Below are 21,035 nucleotides of genomic sequence, written 5' to 3' on the forward strand. Positions count from 1 at the left end.
TTTTGTCCAGCAGCGCCGCCGCTGTACCGGCCCTGCGCGCGCCGCTTTCCAGCGCCCGGACGACGCAAAAACCGAGGCTTGGGGGTGGAAAAACCCAGTTGCGACATCGCCCGTACTGGATACGACCCTTCCTGTACTGGATACGACGCCACCAGTAGGCGATTGCCGAACGCTGGAGGATTATCGAAAGCGACTCGTATTGCACGGCCTCGCATCCTGCCCTCTGCAGGCCTGGTCGACCGGAGCCCTGAGAACGCCCGGCGACCCACGCGAACCCGAAGATAAAATCACAGGAGTCCATCCATGAAAGGTTCACCCTCGCTGTTGCTGGTCGCGTTGCTGTCCGCTCCGCTGCTGGCCCAGGCCGCCGAACCCGAGCAGTGCCAGACGGTGCGTTTCTCCGATGTCGGCTGGACCGACATCACGGTCACCACCGCGACCACCAGCGTCGTGCTCGAAGCCCTGGGCTACAAGACCCACACCACCATGATCTCGGTACCGGTGACCTACAAGTCGCTGGCCACCGGCAAGGACCTGGACGTGTTTCTCGGCAACTGGATGCCGACCATGGAGAACGACATCAAGCAATACCGCGACGCTGGCACCGTCGAGACCGTGCGCGCCAACCTGGAAAACGCCAAGTACACCCTGGCCGTGCCCCAGGCCCTGTACGACAAGGGCCTGAAGGACTTCGCCGACATTCCCAAGTTCAAGCAGGAGCTCAAGGGCAAGATCTACGGCATCGAGCCAGGCAACGACGGCAACCGCACCATCCAGAAGATGATCGACGACAACGCCTTCGGCCTCAAGGACGCCGGTTTCCAGATCGTGCAGTCCAGCGAGGCCGGCATGCTCGCCCAGGTCGACCGGGCGCAGAAACGCGACGACGCGATCGTGTTCCTCGGCTGGGAACCGCACCCGATGAACACCCGCTTCAAGATGCACTACCTGACTGGCGGGGACGCCTACTTCGGCCCCGACTATGGCAAGGCCACCGTGCTGACCAACACCCGCAAGGGCTATGCCCAGGAATGCGCCAACGTTGGCCAGCTGTTGAAGAACCTGTCGTTCGAGCTCAAGGACGAAAGCACGATGATGGGCTATGTCCTGGACGACAAGATGAAACCCGAGGCCGCGGCCAAGAAGTGGCTCAAGGACAACCCCGGCAAACTGGATGCCTGGCTGGCCGGCGTGACCACCGTGGACGGCAAGCCCAGCCTCGAGGCGGCCAAGGCCAAACTGACGCAATAACGCAAGACGCTCAGGCAACACCGCGGGGCGGACCGTGCCGCCCCGGACTGATTTCAATCTTTGCAGGTGGAAGCTCGCTATCATGCTTATCGATCAGAAAATACCCCTGGGGCAGTACATCGCCTCATTCGTCGAATGGTTGACCCAGAATGGCGCCGCCTATTTCGACGCTATCGCCGCAGGCCTGGAATTCATGATCCATGGGGTCACCAGCGCCCTGACCTGGTTCAACCCGTTCGTGCTCATCGCCCTGTTCGCCGCCCTCGCCCACCTGATCCAGCGCAAGTGGGCCCTCACTGTCTTCGTCGCCCTGTCGTTCCTGCTGATCCTCAACCTGGGCTATTGGCAGGAAACCATGGAAACCCTGGCGCAGGTCACCTTCGCCACGGTGGTCTGCGTGGTCATCGGCGTGCCGCTGGGCATCGCCGCCGCGCACAAGCCGATGTTCTACACCGCCATGCGCCCGGTGCTCGACCTGATGCAGACCGTGCCTACTTTCGTCTATCTGATCCCCACGCTGACCCTGTTCGGCCTGGGCGTGGTACCGGGGTTGATCTCCACCGTGGTGTTCGCCATCGCCGCGCCCATCCGCCTCACTTATCTCGGCATCTGCGACGTGCCGCAGGAACTGATGGACGCCGGCAAGGCGTTCGGCTGCTCGCGCCGCCAGCTGCTGACCCGCATCGAACTGCCCCACGCCATGCCGAGCATCGCCGCCGGCGTGACGCAATGCATCATGCTGTCACTGTCGATGGTGGTGATCGCCGCCCTGGTGGGCGCCGACGGCCTGGGCAAGCCGGTGGTCAACGCACTGAACACCGCCGATATTTCCCTGGGCTTCGAAGCGGGCCTGGCCATCGTGCTGCTGGCGATCATGCTCGACCGCATCTGCAAGCAACCGGAACTGCCGGTAAGGGGTGAGGCATGAGCATCATTCGTTTCGAAGACGTCGACGTCATCTTCTCCAGCAAGCCGCGCGAGGCGCTGGCCTTGCTCGACCAGGGCCAGACCCGCGAGCAGATCCTCAAGCAGACCGGCCTGGTGGTCGGTGTCGAGAAGGCCAACCTGGATATCAACAAGGGCGAGATCTGCGTGCTGATGGGCCTGTCCGGCTCGGGCAAGTCGAGCCTGCTGCGCTGCATCAATGGCCTGAACACCGTGAGCCGCGGCAAGTTGTTCGTCGAGCACGAAGGCAAGCATATCGATATCGCCCACTGCACCCCGGCGGAGCTGAAGATGATGCGCACCAAGCGCATCGCCATGGTGTTCCAGAAGTTCGCCCTGATGCCCTGGCTGACGGTGCGCGAGAACATCAGCTTCGGCCTGGAGATGCAGGGGCGCCCGGAAAAGGAACGGCGCAAGCTGGTCGATGAAAAACTCGAACTGGTGGGCCTGACCCAGTGGCGCAACAAGAAGCCCGACGAGCTCTCGGGCGGCATGCAGCAGCGCGTGGGCCTGGCCCGGGCGCTGGCGATGGACGCCGACATCCTGCTGATGGACGAGCCGTTCTCGGCCCTCGACCCGCTGATCCGCCAGGGCCTGCAGGATGAGCTGCTGGCCCTGCAGAGCAAGCTGAGCAAGACCATCGTGTTCGTCAGCCACGACCTGGACGAAGCGCTGAAGCTGGGCAGCCGCATCGCGATCATGAAGGACGGGCGGATCATCCAGTACAGCAAGCCCGAGGACATCGTGCTCAATCCGGCCGACGAGTATGTGCGCACCTTCGTCGCCCATACCAACCCGCTCAACGTGCTGTGTGGCCGCAGCTTGATGCGCAGCCTGGAACAGTGCAAGCGGGTCAACGGCTCGGTGTGCCTGGATCCGGGGATCGACTCGTGGCTGGACCTTGGCGAGGGTGGTTCGATCAAGCGTGCACGCCAGGGCCAGAACGGGCTGGACATGCAGAACTGGGCACCGGGGCAGGATGTGGAGCTGCTGGAACGCAGGCCGACCGTGGTGCACGCCGATATCGGCATGCGTGAGGCGCTGCAGATTCGCTACCAGACCGGCAACAAGCTGGTGCTGCAGGATAACGACAAGGTGGTGGGGATTCTTGGGGATACCGAGCTTTACCATGCGCTGCTCGGCAAGAACCACGGGTGATGCAATGGGGGCCGCTTTGCGGCCCATCGCGACACAAGGCCGCTCCTACAGGGATATGCGTTTGCCGGATGGATACGCGTTCCCCTGTAGGAGCGGCCTTGTGTCGCGAAAGGAGGGCATAGCCCTCCCAGCACTCTGTCAGCGAACGACGATCCCGCGCGAAGCCATATAGGCCTTGGCCTCCGGCACCGTGTACTCGCCAAAGTGGAAGATGCTCGCCGCCAGCACCGCGCTGGCATGCCCTTCCAGGATGCCGTCCGCCAGGTGCTGCAGATTGCCCACGCCACCCGAGGCGATCACCGGAATCCCCAGCGCATCGCTGATCGCCCGGGTAACCCCGAGGTCGAAGCCATTCTTCATGCCGTCCTGATCCATGCTGGTCAGCAGGATCTCGCCGGCACCCAGGCCTTCCATCTTCTTCGCCCACTCCACCGCATCCAGCCCGGTCGGCTTGCGCCCGCCATGGGTGAAGATCTCCCAGCGCGGCGTTTCGCCCGGGCCTGAGACTTTCTTGGCGTCGATGGCGACGACGATGCACTGCGAACCGAAACGGTCCGCCGCTTCACCGACGAATTCCGGGTTGAACACCGCGGCGGTGTTGATCGACACCTTGTCGGCACCGGCGTTGAGCAGGTTGCGAATGTCCTGCACGGTACGCACGCCACCGCCCACGGTCAGCGGGATGAACACCTGGCTGGCCATGCGCTCGACGGTATGCAGGGTGGTGTCACGGCCGTCGACGCTGGCAGTGATATCCAGGAAGGTGATCTCGTCCGCGCCCTGTTCGTTGTAGCGGCGGGCGATCTCCACCGGGTCGCCGGCATCGCGGATGTTCTCGAACTTGACGCCCTTGACCACCCGGCCGTTGTCCACGTCCAGGCAAGGGATGATGCGCTTGGCCAGTGCCATGGTCGTTCCTCAGCCTTGGTAGTTGTCGCAGAAGGCCTGGGCCTCGGCGACGTCGAGGGTGCCTTCGTAGATGGCGCGGCCAGTGATGGCACCGATGATGCCAGGGGCCTTGGCGTCCAGCAGGGCCTTGATGTCACCCAGGTTGTGGATGCCGCCCGAGGCGATCACCGGGATCGAGGTGGCTTCGGCCAAGGCCTTGGTGAAGGGCACGTTGCAGCCCTGCATCATGCCGTCCTTGGCGATGTCGGTGTAGACGATCGCCGAGACGCCATCGGCCTCGAAGCGTTTGGCCAGGTCGATGACCTGCACCGAGCTGACTTCGGCCCAGCCGTCGGTGGCGACGAAGCCGTCCTTGGCATCCAGGCCGACGATGACCTTGCCCGGGAACGCCTTGCACGCCTCGGCGACGAATTCGGGCTGCTTGACCGCCTTGGTGCCGATGATCACGTAGCTGACGCCGGCCTTGACGTAGTGCTCGATGGTTTCCAGCGAGCGGATGCCGCCGCCGATCTGGATCGGCAGGGTCGGGTAGCGCTTGGCGATGGCGGTGACCACCTCACCGTTGACCGGCTGGCCTTCGAAGGCGCCGTTGAGGTCGACCAGGTGCAGGCGGCGGCAGCCACCTTCGACCCATTTGGCGGCCATGCTCACCGGGTCGTCGGAAAATACCGTGGAATCTTCCATGCGGCCCTGACGCAGGCGCACGCAGGCACCATCCTTGAGATCGATAGCGGGGATAATCAGCATCTTGGAAACCTGTCTTGTTCGTTGAGTTCAGGGCTTCTCGAGCGCCCACAGGTCGCTTTCGATGCTCTCGAACCGCTCCTTGAGGTGCAGCTGAACATCGGCAATCGCCCTGTTGTAGTAGTGGGGTGCAATTTCCTTGCTGAACAGCTCGAGGACCTCGGCCACCTCGAACGACCCCAGTTGCAGCTCGAAGCGGTCTTCGAGAAAGCGCTTGAGCGTGTCGAGCGCCTCGCGCTCCTGCTCCGGGGCCAGCGTGATGATCGGGGCCTTGGTCTTCGATCGGCTCATTTACCAGCGCCCATCCCAGGCGACGAAGTTCTGCAGCAGCTGCAGGCCATGGGTATGGCTCTTCTCCGGGTGGAACTGCACGGCAAAGCGCGAACCGTCGGCCAGCGCGGCGGCGAAGTCGACGCCATAGTGGCCGCGACCGACCACCTGGCCCGGCTTGCCGGCGTTGATGTAGTAGCTGTGCACGAAGTAGAAGCGCGCACGGTCGGAAATGTCATGCCACAGCGGGTGATCGATGGTCTGGCTGACCTCGTTCCAGCCCATGTGCGGCACTTTCAGGTGCTCGCCGTCTTCCTTGAGGTCCTTGCCGAAGAAGCGCACCTGGCCGGGGAACAGGCCGATGCAGTCGACGCCGTCGTTCTCTTCGCTGTGGTCGAGCAGGGCCTGCATGCCCACGCAGATGCCGAGGAACGGGCGGTCCTGGCTGACCTCACGCACCAGGCTGTCGAAGCCCAGGCGGCGGATCTCGGCCATGCAGTCGCGGATCGCGCCAACACCCGGGAACACCACGCGGTCGGCTTCACGAATCACCGCGGCGTCGCTGGTCACCAGCACCTTGCCGGCGCCCACGTGCTCGAGGGCCTTGGCCACCGAGTGCAGGTTGCCCATGCCATAGTCGATTACGGCTACCGTCTGCATTTACAGGCACCCTTTGGTGGACGGCATCTGCCCGGCCATGCGCTCGTCGAGGGTGACGGCCATGCGCAGGGCGCGGCCGAAAGCCTTGAACACGGTCTCGATCTGGTGGTGGGTGTTGTGGCCACGCAGGTTGTCGATGTGCAGGGTCACCAGGGCGTGGTTGACGAAACCCTGGAAGAACTCCTGGAACAGGTCGACATCGAAGCCGCCGACGGTGGCGCGGGTATAGGGCACATGCATCTGCAGGCCCGGGCGGCCGGAGAAGTCGATGACCACCCGCGACAGCGCTTCGTCCAGCGGCACATAGGCATGGCCGTAGCGGAAGATGCCTTTCTTGTCGCCGATGGCCTGGGCGAACGCCATGCCGAGGGTGATGCCGACGTCCTCGACGGTATGGTGATCGTCGATATGCAGGTCGCCCTTGCACTCGATATCCAGATCGATCAGCCCATGTCGGGCGATCTGGTCGAGCATGTGTTCAAGGAAAGGCACGCCGATTTCGAATCGGGCCTTGCCGCTGCCATCGAGGTTGATCGAGCACTTGACCTGGGTTTCCAGGGTATTGCGCTCGACGGAAGCCTTACGTTCGACCATCACCAGCTCCGCAAAATCATTGGGCGAAAAGGGCTCCATTATAGGCCCAGAACGCGCCGGCTTGAAACGCGGATGACATATGGCAGGGCTAGTAATTACGGGGGTGGAATGGGCCTACAGGTCTATACAAGCAGATTTTTCTGTTGAACCCATCGCGGGGCAAGCCCGCTCCCACGATCTGGCGTGGGAGCGGGCTTGCCCCGCGATGAGGCCCTTGAAGCCAGCCAATCAGCCGGCCGTGTCATCCATCAATGAAACAACACCGCCGTCTTCTGCAAGGTGATCCACACCCCCCAGGCCAGCGGAATCACCACCACGGCCCAGGCCAGCAGCACCAGCGGCAGGCTGCCCGGCGCCGCATGCCATTCCAGCGAGCGCGCCGAATCGGCGCCCTTGTCATGGCTCAGCGCACGCTCGGCAGCCAGTTCGGCATCGGTCATGAAGTACTTGTCCGCCACCGGTCGCACCAGCATGTTGCAGATGAAGCCCAGCACCAGCAGCCCGGCGAGGATGTACAAGGTCATGTCGTAGGCCGCGGCCCGCTCCACGCCCGCCGCCAGCTGCGCCTCGCGCAGATAGGTGATCAGCACCGGCCCCAGCACGCCGGCCGCCGCCCAGGCAGTCAGCAGGCGACCATGGATGGCACCGACCATCTGCGTGCCGAACAGGTCGGCCAGGTACGCCGGCACGGTGGCGAAGCCGCCGCCGTACATCGACAGGATGATGCAGAACGCCGCCACGAACAGTGCCACGTTGCCGATGTGCCCCATGTTCGGCACCAGGCTGTAGAGGCCCACGCCCAGGGCGAAGAAGGCGAAGTAGGTGTTCTTGCGACCGATGTAGTCGGAGAACGAGGCCCAGAAGAAGCGTCCGCCGATGTTGAACAGGCTCAGCAGCCCGGTGAAGCCGGCGGCGATGGCGGCGATCTGCGCCAGTTGCGCGGCGTTCAGCTCACTGAACGTCAGTTCGTTGCCCAGCAGCTTGCCGGCGAACACTTCCTGCAGCAGCGGCGAGGCCATGCCGAGGATGCCGATACCAGCCGACACGTTCAGGCACAGCACCAGCCAAACGAGGGCGAACTGCGGGGTCTTCCAGGCCACGCTGACGTGCACGTGACGGTCGGTGACCATGGCGTTGGCCTTCTTCGCCGGCGGCGTCCAGCCTTCAGGCTTCCAGCCGGTCGGCGGCACGCGGTAGGCCAGGGCGCCTGCGGTCATGAACACGAAGTAGATCGCGGCCATGGCGACGAAGCTCTGCCACACGCCCACTTCGGTCGGGCTGGAGAAATGTCCCATCAGCGCGGTAGCCAGCGGCGCGCCCACCATGGCACCCCCGCCAAAGCCCATGATCGCCATGCCGGTGGCCATGCCGCGCTTGTCCGGGAACCACTTGATCAGCGTCGACACCGGCGAGATGTAGCCCAGACCCAGGCCGATCCCGCCGATCACCCCCGAGCCCAGCCACATCAGCCACAGCTGGTGGGTCTTCACGCCGATCGCCGAGATCAGCAGGCCGCCGCACCAGCACAGCGCCGATACCAGGCCGGCCTTGCGCGGGCCGGCGTGCTCCAGCCAACCGCCGAGCACCGCGGCCGAGCAGCCGAGGAACACGAAGAACAGGGTGTAGATCCAGCTGAGCATGGAGATCGGCCAGTCGCACTCGGCACTGAACAGACGGGCGACGAAGCCCATGTCGGCAGCGCAGGCCACCGGCGCGCTGACGCCCAGGGCCTGGGACAGCGGCAGCCAGAACACCGAGAAGCCATAGGCCATGCCGATGCACAGGTGAATGGCCAGGGCCGCCGGGGGCACCAGCCAGCGGTTGAAGCCCGGACGGGCGATGATGCGCTCCTTCGACAGGAAGTCTGGCGCGCTCGCCACCGCCCCCGCCGTGATACTGCTGTTCATGGATTGCTCCTTCTTGTAGGTGGGCGATGCTCGCGGAGGGCTCTGTATGCTGCACGCAAGGCAGCCCGGCCGCTTCGGGCGACACCCCGCGACAATGGGTCGCGGGGGCTCCACGGGCGGCGCAAGATTACCAGCAGCCGATGCCATGAAAGCAATCTGATATCGTGTTTTTTTTGCCAACTGAAACGGTACTGCTGGCCGTTCAGCCTCATCGCGGGGCAAGCCCGCTCCCGCCCCGATCAGCGTGGGAGCGGGCTTGCCCCGCGATGAAGTCCGAAGGAACTGCCGCCATTGCCACTGTCGAAACGTCGGATACGCCGAGCAAACGATCACGGCGTTATACTCGCCGCTGAATTTCATAATCGGACTACAAGGACTCGCCCATGAAAGCGTTCGGCAAAATCCTGGGGCTGGGACTTCTCGGGTTGCTGCTGATCATCGTGGCGCTGGGCTTCGCCCTGACCCACCTCTTCGATCCCAACGACTACAAAGACGAGATCCGCCAGCTGGCCCGCGACAAGGCCCACGTCGAGCTGACCCTCAACGGCGACATTGGCTGGAGCCTGTTCCCCTGGCTTGGCCTGGAGCTGCACGAGGCGAGCATCGCCACCCTGAACAACCCCAAGGTGCCTTTCGCCGACCTGCAGATGCTCGGCCTGTCGGTGCGCGTACTGCCGCTGCTGCGCCGCGAAGTGCAGATGAGCGACGTGCGGGTCGAGGGCCTGAACCTCACGCTGACCCGCGACGCCAACGGCCACGGCAACTGGGAAGACATCGGCAAGCCGCTGCCGGACCCGACCGTCGCCACCACGCCCGCCGCCACACCGGCGCAAACGCCTGCTGACGAGCCTGCCAAGCCGCAAAGCAGCGAGCGCTCGGTCAAGCTCGACATCGACAGCCTGACCGTGAACAACGCCCGCGTGCTCTACACCGACGAGCAGGCCGGCCAGACCTACGGTGCCGAAAGCATCCAGCTGAGCACCGGCCCGGTGCACGAAGGCGCGAACATCCCGCTCAAGGCCAGCGCGTTCCTCAGCGCCAGCCAGCCGAACATGAAGGCGCGCACCGAACTCACCGGCGAACTGCGCTTCGATCGCAAACTCAAGCGCTACAACCTCGAGGACATGCGCCTGTCCGGCGAAACTTCGGGCGAGCCGCTGGCCGGCAAGACCATGACCTTCGCCGCACAGGGCCAGGTACTGGTCGACCTGGCCGCCAACGTCGCCTCCTGGAGCGGCCTGAAAGTCTCGGCCAACCAGCTGCGCGCCCTGGGCGAGCTGAACGTGCGCGACCTCGACAAGGCGCCGCAGGTCAGCGGCGGCCTGTCCATCGCCCAGTTCGACCTGCGCACCTTCCTCGACGGCATCGGCCATCCATTGCCGGCCACCGCCGACCCGGCGGCGTTCAAGAAACTGGAGCTGGTCACCCGCTTGCAGGGCACGCAGAACAGCCTGGCGCTGGAAGACCTGGCGGTGAAACTGGACGACAGCACCTTCAGCGGCCGCGTGGCGGTCGAAGACTTCGCCAAGCAGGCCCTGCGCGTTCGCCTCAAAGGCGACACGTTCGACGCCGATCGCTACCTCCCCGCCAAGAGCGAGCAGGCCAAGGGCGCCACCGCCGCGCGTCAGGCCGAGGTCAAGCAGCAAGAGGCCGCCGCCGTCGCGGGCGCAGGCTCCACGCCACTGCCCAACGCCCCGACCCAGGTGGCCTGGAGCAGCGACAAGCTGCTGCCGGTGGATCGCCTGCGCGCCCTCGACCTGCAGGCCGACCTGTCGTTCGGCGCACTGACGCTGGACAAGCTGCCCATCAGCGACGCCCAGCTCACCGCCACCGGCCAGGGTGGCCTGATCACCCTGCAGACCCTGCGCGGCGGCCTGTACAACGGCACCTTCGAGGCCAAAGGCAGCGTCGACGTGCGCCCTGCCGTGCCGCAGGTTGGCGTGAACACCAAGATCAATCGCGTGCCGGTGGAGCACTTCATCAAGCGCGAAAGCCCCGACCAGCCACCGCCGGTCAAGGGCCTGCTGGCCCTGAACAGCGACCTCACCGCCACCGGCAACAGCCAGAAGGCGCTGGTCGACACGCTCAACGGCAACGCCAGCTTCACCATCACCGACGGTGTGCTGGTCAACGCCAACCTCGAGCAGCAGCTGTGCCAGGCCATCGCCACCCTCAACCGCAAGCAGCTCAGCGGCGAGCCGCGAGGCAAGGACACGCCCTTCCAGGAACTGCGCGGCAGCCTGGTGTTGCGCAACGGCGTGGCCAGCAACCCCGACCTCAAGGCGCGTATCCCCGGCCTGACCGTCAATGGCCATGGCGACCTCGACCTGCGCGTGCTGGGCATGGACTACAACGTCGGCGTGATCGTCGAGGGCGACCAGCGCGCCATGCCAGACCCGGCCTGCCAGGTCAACGAGCGCTATGTCGGCGTCGAAGTGCCGCTGCGCTGCCGTGGCCCGCTGGAGCTGGGCGCCAAGGCCTGCCGCCTGGATCAGGACGGCCTGGGCAAGGTGGCGGCGAAGCTGGCCGGCAACCGCCTGAAAGACAAGATCGATGAAAAGCTCGAAGAGAAACTCGGAGACAAGGTGAGCCCGGAACTCAAAGACGCGCTGAAGGGGCTGTTCAAGCGATGAGCCCCCAGCAGTTCTCCAGCGCCGTGCTGGATTGGTACGACCAGCACGGCCGCCACGACCTGCCCTGGCAACAGGGCATCACCCCGTATCGGGTGTGGGTCTCCGAAATCATGCTGCAGCAGACCCAGGTGAGCACCGTGCTCAACTACTTCGACCGCTTCATGCAGGCGCTGCCGACCGTGCAGGCCCTGGCCGAGGCGCCGGAAGACGAGGTGCTGCACCTGTGGACGGGCCTGGGCTACTACACCCGCGCGCGCAATCTGCAAAAGGCCGCGAAGATCGTCGTCGAGCAGCACGGCGGCGAATTCCCGCGCAGTGTCGAGCAGCTCACCGAGCTGCCCGGCATCGGCCGCTCCACCGCCGGGGCCATCGCCAGCATCAGCATGGGCATTCGCGCGCCGATCCTCGACGGCAACGTCAAGCGCGTGCTGGCCCGGTTCAGTGCGCAGGCCGGCTACCCCGGCGAGCCGAAAGTGGCCAACCAGCTCTGGGCCACCGCCGAACGCTACACACCGATGACCCGGGTCAACCACTACACCCAGGCGATGATGGACATGGGCGCCACGCTGTGTACGCGCAGCAAGCCCAGCTGCCTGATCTGCCCGCTGCAGCGCGGCTGCGAAGCGCACCTGCACGGCGAGGAGACTCGCTACCCCGAACCCAAGCCGCGCAAGGCCCTGCCCCAGCGCAAGACCCTGATGCCGCTGCTGACCAACCACGAAGGCGCGATCCTGCTCTATCGCCGGCCCTCCACCGGCCTGTGGGGCGGCCTTTGGAGCCTGCCGGAGCTGGACAGCCTCGAACAGCTCGACGACCTCGCCTACCAGCACGGCCTGCGCCTGACCGGTAGCCAGGCGCTAGAGGGGCTGACCCACACCTTCAGCCATTTCCAGCTGGCCATCGAGCCCTGGCTGGTGCGTGTCGACCCCGTCGGCGCGCACGTGGCCGAGCCCGACTGGCTCTGGTATAACCTCGCCACCCCGCCGCGCCTGGGCCTCGCCGCCCCGGTCAAGAAGCTGCTGCAACGCGCGGCCGACGAACTGATTGCAGGAGAATCCCGATGACCCGCACCGTGAAGTGCCGCAAGTACAACGAAGAACTCCCAGGCCTGGACCGCCCGCCCTATCCAGGCGCCAAGGGCCAGGACATCTTCGAAAACATCTCGCAGAAAGCCTGGAAGGAGTGGCAGGACCACCAGACCATGCTGATCAACGAGAAGCGCCTGAACATGATGAATGCCGAGGACCGCAAATTCATCCAGGCCGAGATGGACAAGTTCTTCGCCGGCGAGGACTACGCCCAGGCCGAAGGCTACGTGCCACCCTCGAACTGACCCCGAAAACCGTAAGCGACGGAATTAATTTAAATTTTTTCAAAAAAGTCGTTGACGATCGGTTCGGAAATCTATTTAATGCACCTCGTCGCCCAGATAGCTCAGTCGGTAGAGCAGAGGATTGAAAATCCTCGTGTCGGCGGTTCGACTCCGTCTCTGGGCACCACCATTAAGCATCGGGTGGTTGCAAAGCCAGTCGAAGCAAAACAGAAAACCCGCCTAGTGCGGGTTTTTTGTTGCCTGCGATTTCTGCCTCGGGATCCTGCATGCCCGGTTGATCGACATCAAGAAGCCATCCCCTGCCCGCTCGTAGGATGGAAGGTGGACATTCGACCGACCCCGCAAGGACCTCCATGAGCGAAGAATCCGCCGCCCTCCTCTTGCCAGCGCCTGCCGATACCGGCGCCAGCGTCAAACCCGCCACCCGCACCCGGCGCCCACGCCAGCGCAAACCGAGCGCCAGCGCCGCCGCGCAGGAAGCGATCACCCAGGTCAGCCAGCAGCCCGCCGCCCTGGAAGTGGCCAACGCCCGCAAAGGCAGCAACGAAGACAGCACCTCGGCACGCCTGCCGGCCAACTACCCGTACCGCACGCGCATGCGCCGCCAGGACTACGAGAAGGCCAAGCACGACCTGCAGATCGAGCTGCTCAAGGTGCAGAACTGGGTGAAGGAAACCGGCCAGCGCATCGTCGTGCTGTTCGAGGGCCGCGACGCCGCGGGCAAGGGCGGCACCATCAAGCGCTTCATGGAACACCTGAATCCGCGTGGCGCGCGCATCGTCGCGCTGGAGAAGCCTTCCGAGCAGGAGAAGGGACAGTGGTATTTCCAGCGCTACGTGCAGCACCTGCCCACGGCCGGTGAAATGGTGTTCTTCGACCGCTCCTGGTACAACCGCGCCGGGGTCGAGAAGGTCATGGACTTCTGCTCCCCGCTGCAATACCTGGAATTCATGCGCCAGGCCCCGGAGCTGGAGCGCATGCTGTGCAACAGCGGCATCCTGCTGTTCAAGTTCTGGTTCTCGGTGAACCGCGAGGAGCAGTTGCGCCGCTTCATCTCCCGCCGCGACGACCCGCTCAAGCACTGGAAGCTGTCGCCCATCGACATCAAGTCGCTGGACAAATGGGAGGACTACACCACGGCCAAGGAAGCGATGTTCTTCCATACCGACACCGCCGACGCGCCGTGGACGGTGATCAAGTCGGACGACAAGAAGCGGGCGCGGATCAACTGCATTCGGCATTTCCTGCATTCGCTGGATTATCCGGGCAAGGACCATAGCGTGGCGCATGCACCGGATCCGTTGCTGGTCGGGCGGGCCTCGCGAGGGTTCGAGGAGGATGAGCCGGCGGTGCTGGCCAGTTGAATCCTTGGGGCTGCTGCGCAGCCCTTTCGCGACACAAGGCCGCTCCTACAGAGGTTACGCGATCACCTGTAGGAGCGGCCTTGTGTCGCGAAAGGGGCGCAAAGCGCCCCCGACAATCTCGAATACCTACTTGGGTTTCCCGGGCAACTAAGCTTCAATACGCGCCTTTACCCGCTACCCCAAGGATCCCCCATGGCCACCAACACCAAACAACAGAAACGCGCCAAGCGCGCCGCCACCAAGGCCAAGCAGAACCGCATGGTGCGCAGCGGCCAGGCGGTCAAGGCCAGCGCCGGCGACAGCGCCAGCGTCGAGCAGGTGTTCAACAAGGCCATGGAATCGGGCAGCTACAACAGCCTGTTCGACAAGATGAAAGAAGCCCAGGAAAACGGCCTGGTACCGATGATTTCGGTGTTCCTGGTCGATCCGCTGCTGGCACTGGTGCTCAAGGGCCACAAGGAAGAACACGCCACCGACTACATCGTCATGGTGTTCACCGCTTACCGCGCGTGGCTCGACGGCACCGACGAAGACGCGACCATGGCCTGGCTGGAGAGCGACGAGTTCCAGGATGCCTATGTTGCCGCCTCGGAACTGGTGGCCAAGCAGCAACAACAGCAGAAGCAGTTCGGCTGACAGTGCCGCTCAACATGCACCCGCCTCTTCGCGGGTAAACCCGCTCCCACAGGCTCTCCACTACCTTGCAGACTTGCGAGACACCTGTGGGAGCGGGCTTGCCCGCGAAAGGGCCGGCATCGGCAAACAAAAAGGCCGCGCCCCTCACAGGACGCGGCCTTTTCATTTCACACCAGCGGATCAGCTATCCAGCGCCACCCGCGCGGCAGCGCCACGCTTGCGGTGCACCAGCAGGCCTGCCGCCACCACGCCAATGCTCAGGATGGCCGTGGCGATGATCTCGGCACGGTGGTCTTCACGCAGCGCCATCACCACCAGGATGGCGATGATGAAGGCGATGGTCGCCCAGGTCAGGCCCGGGAACATCCACATCTTGAACGAGATTTTCTCGCCCTTGGCTTCACGCTGGGCGCGCATGCGCAGCTGCGACACGGCGATCACCAGGTACACCAGCAGGGCGATGGCGCCGGAGCTTGCCAGCAGGAACTCGAACACCGCGGCCGGAGCCAGGAAGTTGGCGAACACGCACAGGAAGGCCGCGGCAGTGGACAGCAGAACCGCCCAGTGCGGGGTGCCGGCCTTGGTGGTGCGCTGGGCGACAGCCGGGGCGTCGCCACGCTTGCTCAGGGAGAACAGCATGCGCGAGGAGGTGTACAGCGCCGAGTTCAGGCAGCTGGTCACGGCGATCAGCACGACGATGTCGACGATCAGCTTGGCGTTCGGCACGCCGATCAGGCTGAGCACGGTCTGGTACGAGCCTTTCTCGGCCAGGGCCGGGTCGTTCCACGGCACCATGGCCACGACCAGGAAGATCGACACCAGGTAGAACAGGCAGATACGCCAGATCACCGAGTTGGTGGCGCGGCTGATCTGCTTGCCCGGGTCCTTCGATTCGGCGGCGGCGATGGTGACGATTTCGGTGCCCATGAACGAGAACATGGTGGTCAGCATGGCCGCCAGCACGGCGCCCAGACCATTGGGCATGAAGCCCTGGGTATCGAACAGGTGGCTGACACCACTGACCTGGCTGTTCGGCACCATGCCGAACATGGCCGCGCAACCGACGACGATGAAGCCGATGATCGCCAGCACCTTGAGCAGGGCGAACCAGAACTCGAACTCACCGTAGTTCTTCACGCTGAACAGGTTGGTGATGGTCAGCGCCAGGGTGATGATCAGGGAGAACGCCCACAGGTCCACCGACGGGAACCAGGCATGCAGGATTGCAGCGGCGGCGTTGGCCTCCAGCGGGATCACCAGGACCCAGAACCACCAGTACAGCCAGCCGATGGTGAAACCGGCCCAGCGCCCGATGGCGCGGTCGGCATAGGTAGAGAACGACCCCGTGTCCGGCGATGCCACCGCCATTTCGCCGAGCATGCGCATGACCAGCACCACCAGGGTACCGGCGGCGGCGTAGGCCAGCAGCACGGCCGGGCCGGCCGCCGCGATGGCGTGGCCCGAGCCGACGAACAGGCCGGCGCCGATCACGCCGGCGATGGACAGCATGGTCACATGCCGTTGCTTGAGCCCCTGAGCGAGGTCATTGGAATTGTTACCGCTCATAAAACTACCTTTGTAAGGAGGTGGACTACACGAATGACTGGCCAGCAGGCCAGGGTTAGGTAGGCGCTGCCGCATTCAGTGGTTTCGAAATGGCAATAAGCGGGCCAGGTGAGAATGGCTTTCGTCTGAAATGTTTCACCCGCCAATGATGACGCGGTCTGCAGGGCATTCTGCCAAGCTTTGACCGAAAGGCCATCAAAACCCCATGCCAAGTCGGGATTACTGAAATACTCACTTACAAACGCACCAAAGGTGCTTCTCGGTAACACCTGCGCACGATTTTTGTGCGAACAAAAGAGCAACCCAAAGGCGCAACCCGGCCACGACACAACTACCGATCAAGTGCCACCCGGCCAAAAACGGCTTCCCAGACCGGGCCAAAGCTGGCACCATCGCGCCTTTTTTCATCAAGGCTCCGCCGCTGGGCAAAACGCCATTGCGGACATCCTGGCGACAGTCCACTGCAGCGATGCGACAAACTGTCCCACCAGCGACCTGAGCCCCCCGCGACCCGGTTGGCCGGCGTTGCGCCGCTATGCTAGCGTGGCGCTCGCCAGGAAGGCCGCCAACAGCTGGGAACGCACCCGAATACATGAGGACCGCACATGGCCCAGGCCACGCCCGCGCTGGAAATCCGCAACCTGCACAAACGCTATGGCGAGCAGGAAATTCTCAAGGGCATTTCGCTGACCGCGCGCGACGGTGACGTGATCTCCATCCTCGGCTCATCCGGCTCCGGCAAGTCCACCCTGCTGCGCTGCATCAACCTGCTGGAAAACCCGCACCAGGGCGAAATCCTCGTCGCCGGCGAAGCGCTCAAGCTCAAGGCGCAGAAAAACGGCGACCTGATCGCCGCCGACAACCGCCAGATCAATCGCCTGCGCAGCGAAATCGGCTTCGTCTTCCAGAATTTCAACCTGTGGCCGCACATGTCGATCCTCGACAACATCATCGAGGCGCCGCGCCGCGTGCTCGGCCAGAGCAAGGCCGAGGCCATCGAGCATGCCGAGGCGCTGCTGAACAAGGTCGGCATCTTCGACAAGCGCCACAGCTATCCCGCCCAGCTTTCCGGTGGCCAGCAACAGCGCGCCGCCATCGCCCGTACCCTGGCCATGAAGCCCAAGGTCATCCTGTTCGACGAGCCGACCTCGGCGCTCGATCCGGAAATGGTCCAGGAAGTGCTTAACGTCATCCGCGCATTGGCCGAAGAAGGCCGTACCATGCTGCTGGTGACGCACGAGATGAACTTTGCCCGCCAGGTGTCCAGTGAAGTGGTCTTCCTGCACCAGGGCCTGGTCGAAGAGCAGGGATCGCCGCAGCAGGTCTTCGAGAACCCGACCTCGGCGCGTTGCAAGCAATTCATGTCCAGCCACCGCTAACGGAGCACTACATGCAGACCTACAAGAAGTTCCTCCTGGCAGCTGCTGCCACGCTGGTGATGTCGGCCAACGCCATGGCCGCGGAAAAACTGCGCATGGGTATCGAAGCCGCCTACCCACCGTTCAACAACAAGGATGCCAGCGGCCAGGTCGTCGGCTTCGACAAGGACATCGGCGACGCCCTGTGCGCCAAGATGAAGGTCGAGTGCTCGGTGGTCACCTCCGACTGGGACGGCATCATCCCGGCGCTGAACGCCAAGAAGTTCGACTTCCTGATCTCCTCGCTGTCGATCACCGACGAGCGCAAGCAGGCCGTCGACTTCACCGACCCGTACTACTCGAACAAGCAGCAGTTCATCGCGCCGAAGAACGTCGACTTCAAGACCGACCGCGCCTCGCTCAAGGGCAAGACCATCGGCACCCAGCGCGCCACCCAGGCCGCGACCTGGCTGGACGACAACGGCGGCATGGACGGTGAGTTCAAGGTCAACCTCTACGATGGCCAGGAAAACGCCTACCTGGACCTGACCTCCGGCCGCCTCGACGCGATCCTCGCCGACAAGTACGCCAACTACGACTGGCTGAAGTCCGAAGCCGGCAAGAACTACGAGTTCAAAGGCGACCCGGTCAACGAGGACGACAAGGTCGGCATCGCCGTGCGCAAGGGCGACAACGAGCTGCGCAACAAGCTCAATGCCGCGCTGAAGGAAATCATCGCCGACGGCACCTACAAGAAGATCAACGACAAGTACTTCCCGTTCAGCATCTATTGATTCGCCCCGACGGGCATCGCCGCCAAGGCGGTGCCTGTCCCTTGACCAAACCTGCCCATGATAATCGACCTGCACGGATTCGGTCCGGCCATGATGGCCGGCACCCTGATGACCGTAAAACTGGCGCTCTGCGCCCTGCTGCTGGGGCTGGTCCTGGGCCTGCTCGGCGCCCTGGCCAAGACATCCTCGATCAAGCCATTGCAATGGCTTGGCGGCACCTATTCGACATTGGTGCGCGGCGTACCCGAACTGCTCTGGGTGCTGCTCATCTACTTCGGCACCGTCGGGCTGATGAACAGCCTGGGCGAGCTGCTGAACATGCCGGGCCTGGAACTCAGCGCCTTCACCGCCGGGGTGATCGCCCTGGGCCTGTGCTTCGGCGCCTACGCCACGGAAGTGTTCCGCGGCGCGATCCTGGCCATCCCCAAGGGCCACCGTGAGGCGGGCCTGGCCCTGGGCCTGTCCAAGGGCCGCATCCTGTCGCGGATCATCCTGCCGCAGATGTGGCGCATAGCCCTGCCGGGCCTGGGCAACCTGTTCATGATCCTGATGAAGGACACCGCGCTGGTGTCGGTGATCGGCCTGGAAGAGATCATGCGCCATGCGCAGATCGGCGTGACCGTGACCAAGGAGCCGTTCACCTTCTACGCGGTCGCCGCCTGCATCTACCTGGGCCTGACCATCATCGCGATGATCGGCATGCACTTCCTGGAAAAGCGCGCCGCTCGCGGCTTCATGAGGGCCGAATAAATGAACTGGGAAGTCATCATCAAGTGGCTGCCACGCCTGGCCCAGGGTGCCACCCTGACCCTGGAGCTGGTGGCCATCGCCGTGATCGCCGGGCTGATCCTGGCCATCCCGCTGGGCATCGCCCGCTCCTCGCGCCGCTGGTACGTGCGCGCTCTGCCCTACGGCTACATCTTCTTCTTCCGTGGCACGCCGCTGCTGGTGCAACTGTTCCTGGTCTACTACGGGCTGGCCCAGTTCGACCTGGTACGCAGCAGCTCGCTGTGGCCGTACCTGCGCGATCCGTTCTGGTGCACCGTGCTGACCATGACCCTGCACACCGCCGCCTACATCGCCGAGATCCTGCGCGGCGCGCTGCAGGCGATCCCCAAGGGCGAGATCGAGGCGGCTCGGGCGCTGGGCATGTCGCGCGGCAAGACGCTGTTCTACATCATGCTGCCGCGCGCCGCGCGTATCGGCCTGCCGGCCTACAGCAACGAAGTGATCCTGATGCTCAAGGCCAGCGCCCTGGCCAGTACCGTGACGCTGCTGGAGCTGACCGGCATGGCACGGACCATCATCGCGCGGACCTACCTGCCGGTGGAGATCTTCTTCGCCGCCGGGGTGTTCTACCTGCTGATCTCGTTCGTCCTGGTGCAGGGCTTCAAGCTGCTGGAGCGCTGGCTGCGCGTGGACGCCTGCCAGGGGCGATAAGACCGTAACAACCAGGACCAGCCCGCCCCACTCGACCTGTGGGAGCGGGCTTGCCCGCGAAGGGCCGCAAGGCGGCCCCCTCGATAGCGCCACGGTGCTCGAATGCCAACGCCCACCCAGCTTCATGCCCAAGACTTGCTCGAGCGCTTCCAGGCCCTCGACCACTTCCTGCTCCAGCACCAGCACCTGTGGCGCCCACGCCCCTTCACCCAGCTGCGGCTGGATTGGGAAGCCCAGCACCCCGAGCTCGCCGCCTGGCTACGCCAACGCACCCTGGAGCAAGCCGAAGCGGCCCAGCAACACCCCGAACACCTCCCCGCCCCGGCACCCTTCGCGCAACTGGCCGCCGAGTCCCGGCAACTGTCCGCCATCGGCGAACTGCCCGACGCCGGCCTGCACCCGGCCGGCCATCGCCTGGACGTCAACGTGCCTGGCCGCAAGTGGCAGCAGATCGAAGCCTTCACCCGCCGCCTGGCCTTCCGCCAACCGACCCGACACTGGCTGGACTGGTGCTCCGGCAAAGGCCATCTGGGCCGCCGCTTGCTGCAACCTGGCCAACAGCTGACCTGCCTCGAATACGACGCCGAACTGGTCGTCGCCGGCCAGGCCCTGAGCGACCACCATCACCTGCCTGCCAGCCACCTGCGCCAGGATGTCATGGCCCAGGACAGCGCCACGCACCTGGGCAGCGACAAGAGCGCCGTCGCCCTGCACGCCTGCGGCGACTTGCACGTGCGCCTGCTGCAAGCGGCCAGCGCGCGAGGCTGCCGGCAGATCGCGGTCGCGCCGTGCTGCTACAACCGCATCCAGGGCGAGACGTACCAGCCGTTATCCACAGCCGCCCGGCAATCGTCCTTGCAGTTGTCGCAGGCGGACCTCGGCCTGCCGCTGAACGAAGCGGTCACCTCCAGCGCCCGCGTGCGCCGCCAGCGCGACGCCTCCATGGCCCGGCGCCTGGGCTTCGACCTGCTGCAACGCCAGCAACGGGGCGTGGACGAGTACCTGCCGACCCCCTCGCTGGCAGTCGACTGGCTGGAGAAACCCTACCCGCAGTACTGCCGCGACCTCGCCGGACTACGGCAGGTCGAACTGCATGGCGAACCCGACTGGGACGCGCTGGAGGCGGCGGGCTGGCAACGCCTGGCCCAGGTGCGCAACCTGGAATTGGTGCGCAACCTGTTCCGCCGCCCGCTGGAAATATGGCTGGTGCTCGACCGCGCCCTGTTCCTCCAGGAACAGGGGTACGTAGTCAGTGTCGGAACGTTCTGCGACTACCCCCTGACACCCCGCAACCTACTGGTGCTGGGCGAGCGTGACGAAGCACCGCCGCACGGTTGACAGCCTGTGGATAAGTCTGTGAACAAGCTTGTGATGAAAATCACGAAATCTTGCGACCGACTGCTATTTGCGGCGCTTTGCTTATTCCGTCCGTTGCGCGAAAACCAGCAAAAACAGGCCTTTGCGCAAAGACCG

At 64.4% G+C, this 21,035-nt stretch carries 20 protein-coding genes and 1 tRNA gene; 14 read left to right on the plus strand and 7 right to left on the minus strand.

The annotated features are described in order from the left end of the window. The first annotated feature begins 303 nt into the window (after positions 1-303). The 3 genes from choX to choV all read left to right on the plus strand — a co-directional run bounded on the left by choX (position 304) and on the right by choV (position 3,354). Positions 304-1,251 carry a choline ABC transporter substrate-binding protein gene (choX, locus tag ACYUME_RS24790; RefSeq protein WP_460417374.1) on the plus strand — a complete coding sequence of 316 codons (948 nt, stop codon included), beginning with the start codon at positions 304-306 and terminating at the stop codon, positions 1,249-1,251. Positions 1,252-1,330: 79 nt separating this feature from the next. Further along, positions 1,331-2,179: a choline ABC transporter permease subunit gene (gene choW / locus ACYUME_RS24795; protein WP_279886421.1), complete on the plus strand. Its 849-nt coding sequence runs from the start codon at positions 1,331-1,333 to the stop codon at positions 2,177-2,179. Further along, positions 2,176-3,354, plus strand: coding sequence for a choline ABC transporter ATP-binding protein (gene choV, locus ACYUME_RS24800; RefSeq protein WP_279886412.1), 1,179 nt, complete (start codon positions 2,176-2,178; stop codon positions 3,352-3,354). The genes choW and choV overlap by 4 nt, the downstream gene beginning before the upstream one ends. A 138-nt stretch (positions 3,355-3,492) precedes the next feature. Here choV and hisF read toward each other — a convergent pair whose 3' ends face one another. From hisF to ACYUME_RS24830, 6 genes are all read right to left on the minus strand, one after another. Further along, the gene (gene hisF, locus ACYUME_RS24805; protein WP_008091498.1) at positions 3,493-4,263 is read right to left on the minus strand and encodes an imidazole glycerol phosphate synthase subunit HisF; all 771 of its coding nucleotides are present in this window, start codon (positions 4,261-4,263) and stop codon (positions 3,493-3,495) included. 9 nt (positions 4,264-4,272) lie between these two features. Then, the gene (hisA, locus tag ACYUME_RS24810; protein ID WP_003257484.1) at positions 4,273-5,010 is read right to left on the minus strand and encodes a 1-(5-phosphoribosyl)-5-[(5-phosphoribosylamino)methylideneamino]imidazole-4-carboxamide isomerase; all 738 of its coding nucleotides are present in this window, start codon (positions 5,008-5,010) and stop codon (positions 4,273-4,275) included. A gap of 27 nt (positions 5,011-5,037) precedes the next feature. Beyond that, a complete protein-coding gene (locus ACYUME_RS24815; RefSeq protein ID WP_054903416.1) occupies positions 5,038-5,298 on the minus strand; it encodes a DUF2164 domain-containing protein in 261 nt (86 codons plus the stop codon). After that, positions 5,299-5,937 (minus strand): imidazole glycerol phosphate synthase subunit HisH, encoded by a 639-nt coding sequence (gene hisH / locus ACYUME_RS24820; RefSeq protein ID WP_060512243.1) that lies wholly within the window; start codon positions 5,935-5,937, stop codon positions 5,299-5,301. Next, on the minus strand, positions 5,938-6,531 hold the full coding sequence (hisB, locus tag ACYUME_RS24825) for an imidazoleglycerol-phosphate dehydratase HisB (protein WP_028688464.1): 594 nt from the start codon (positions 6,529-6,531) through the stop codon (positions 5,938-5,940). It abuts the gene before it with no gap. Between the two features lie 248 nt (positions 6,532-6,779). Continuing rightward, positions 6,780-8,438: an OFA family MFS transporter gene (locus ACYUME_RS24830; protein ID WP_460417376.1), complete on the minus strand. Its 1,659-nt coding sequence runs from the start codon at positions 8,436-8,438 to the stop codon at positions 6,780-6,782. Between the two features lie 383 nt (positions 8,439-8,821). Here ACYUME_RS24830 and ACYUME_RS24835 point away from each other — a divergent pair, with 383 nt between their 5' ends. The 6 genes from ACYUME_RS24835 (at position 8,822) to ACYUME_RS24860 (ending at position 14,404) form a co-directional block, all read left to right on the plus strand. After that, entirely contained in the window at positions 8,822-11,071 is a 2,250-nt protein-coding gene (locus tag ACYUME_RS24835) for an AsmA family protein (protein WP_460417378.1), read from the plus strand. Beyond that, entirely contained in the window at positions 11,068-12,135 is a 1,068-nt protein-coding gene (gene mutY / locus ACYUME_RS24840) for an A/G-specific adenine glycosylase (protein WP_460417379.1), read from the plus strand. Before ACYUME_RS24835 ends, mutY begins: the two co-directional genes overlap by 4 nt. Next, a complete protein-coding gene (locus tag ACYUME_RS24845) occupies positions 12,132-12,404 on the plus strand; it encodes an oxidative damage protection protein (RefSeq protein WP_110734368.1) in 273 nt (90 codons plus the stop codon). Before mutY ends, ACYUME_RS24845 begins: the two co-directional genes overlap by 4 nt. Before the next feature lie 90 nt (positions 12,405-12,494). After that, positions 12,495-12,570 (plus strand) — tRNA-Phe (locus ACYUME_RS24850). Between the two features lie 187 nt (positions 12,571-12,757). After that, a complete protein-coding gene (gene ppk2 / locus ACYUME_RS24855) occupies positions 12,758-13,768 on the plus strand; it encodes a polyphosphate kinase 2 (RefSeq protein WP_460417381.1) in 1,011 nt (336 codons plus the stop codon). A gap of 192 nt (positions 13,769-13,960) precedes the next feature. Continuing rightward, a complete protein-coding gene (locus ACYUME_RS24860; RefSeq protein ID WP_279883477.1) occupies positions 13,961-14,404 on the plus strand; it encodes a hypothetical protein in 444 nt (147 codons plus the stop codon). 180 nt (positions 14,405-14,584) lie between these two features. On the opposite strand, the gene gabP is transcribed toward ACYUME_RS24860, so the two are convergent. Continuing rightward, positions 14,585-15,970 (minus strand): GABA permease, encoded by a 1,386-nt coding sequence (gabP, locus tag ACYUME_RS24865; protein WP_279883479.1) that lies wholly within the window; start codon positions 15,968-15,970, stop codon positions 14,585-14,587. Positions 15,971-16,575: 605 nt separating this feature from the next. Between gabP and ACYUME_RS24870 the strand changes: the two genes are divergently transcribed. The 5 genes from ACYUME_RS24870 (at position 16,576) to ACYUME_RS24890 (ending at position 20,900) form a co-directional block, all read left to right on the plus strand. Continuing rightward, entirely contained in the window at positions 16,576-17,349 is a 774-nt protein-coding gene (locus tag ACYUME_RS24870; protein WP_046853793.1) for an ABC transporter ATP-binding protein, read from the plus strand. An 11-nt stretch (positions 17,350-17,360) separates the two neighbouring features. Beyond that, positions 17,361-18,122 carry an ABC transporter substrate-binding protein gene (locus ACYUME_RS24875; RefSeq protein ID WP_279883481.1) on the plus strand — a complete coding sequence of 254 codons (762 nt, stop codon included), beginning with the start codon at positions 17,361-17,363 and terminating at the stop codon, positions 18,120-18,122. Positions 18,123-18,179: 57 nt separating this feature from the next. After that, complete coding sequence (locus ACYUME_RS24880) at positions 18,180-18,872, plus strand: ABC transporter permease (protein ID WP_279883483.1); 693 nt, start codon at positions 18,180-18,182, stop codon at positions 18,870-18,872. Then, positions 18,873-19,562 carry an ABC transporter permease gene (locus ACYUME_RS24885; protein ID WP_279883485.1) on the plus strand — a complete coding sequence of 230 codons (690 nt, stop codon included), beginning with the start codon at positions 18,873-18,875 and terminating at the stop codon, positions 19,560-19,562. It begins immediately after the preceding gene. 102 nt (positions 19,563-19,664) lie between these two features. Continuing rightward, positions 19,665-20,900: a methyltransferase gene (locus tag ACYUME_RS24890; RefSeq protein ID WP_460417384.1), complete on the plus strand. Its 1,236-nt coding sequence runs from the start codon at positions 19,665-19,667 to the stop codon at positions 20,898-20,900. Positions 20,901-21,035: the final 135 nt, after the last annotated feature.

This window comes from Pseudomonas sp. microsymbiont 2 (genome assembly GCF_054788395.1).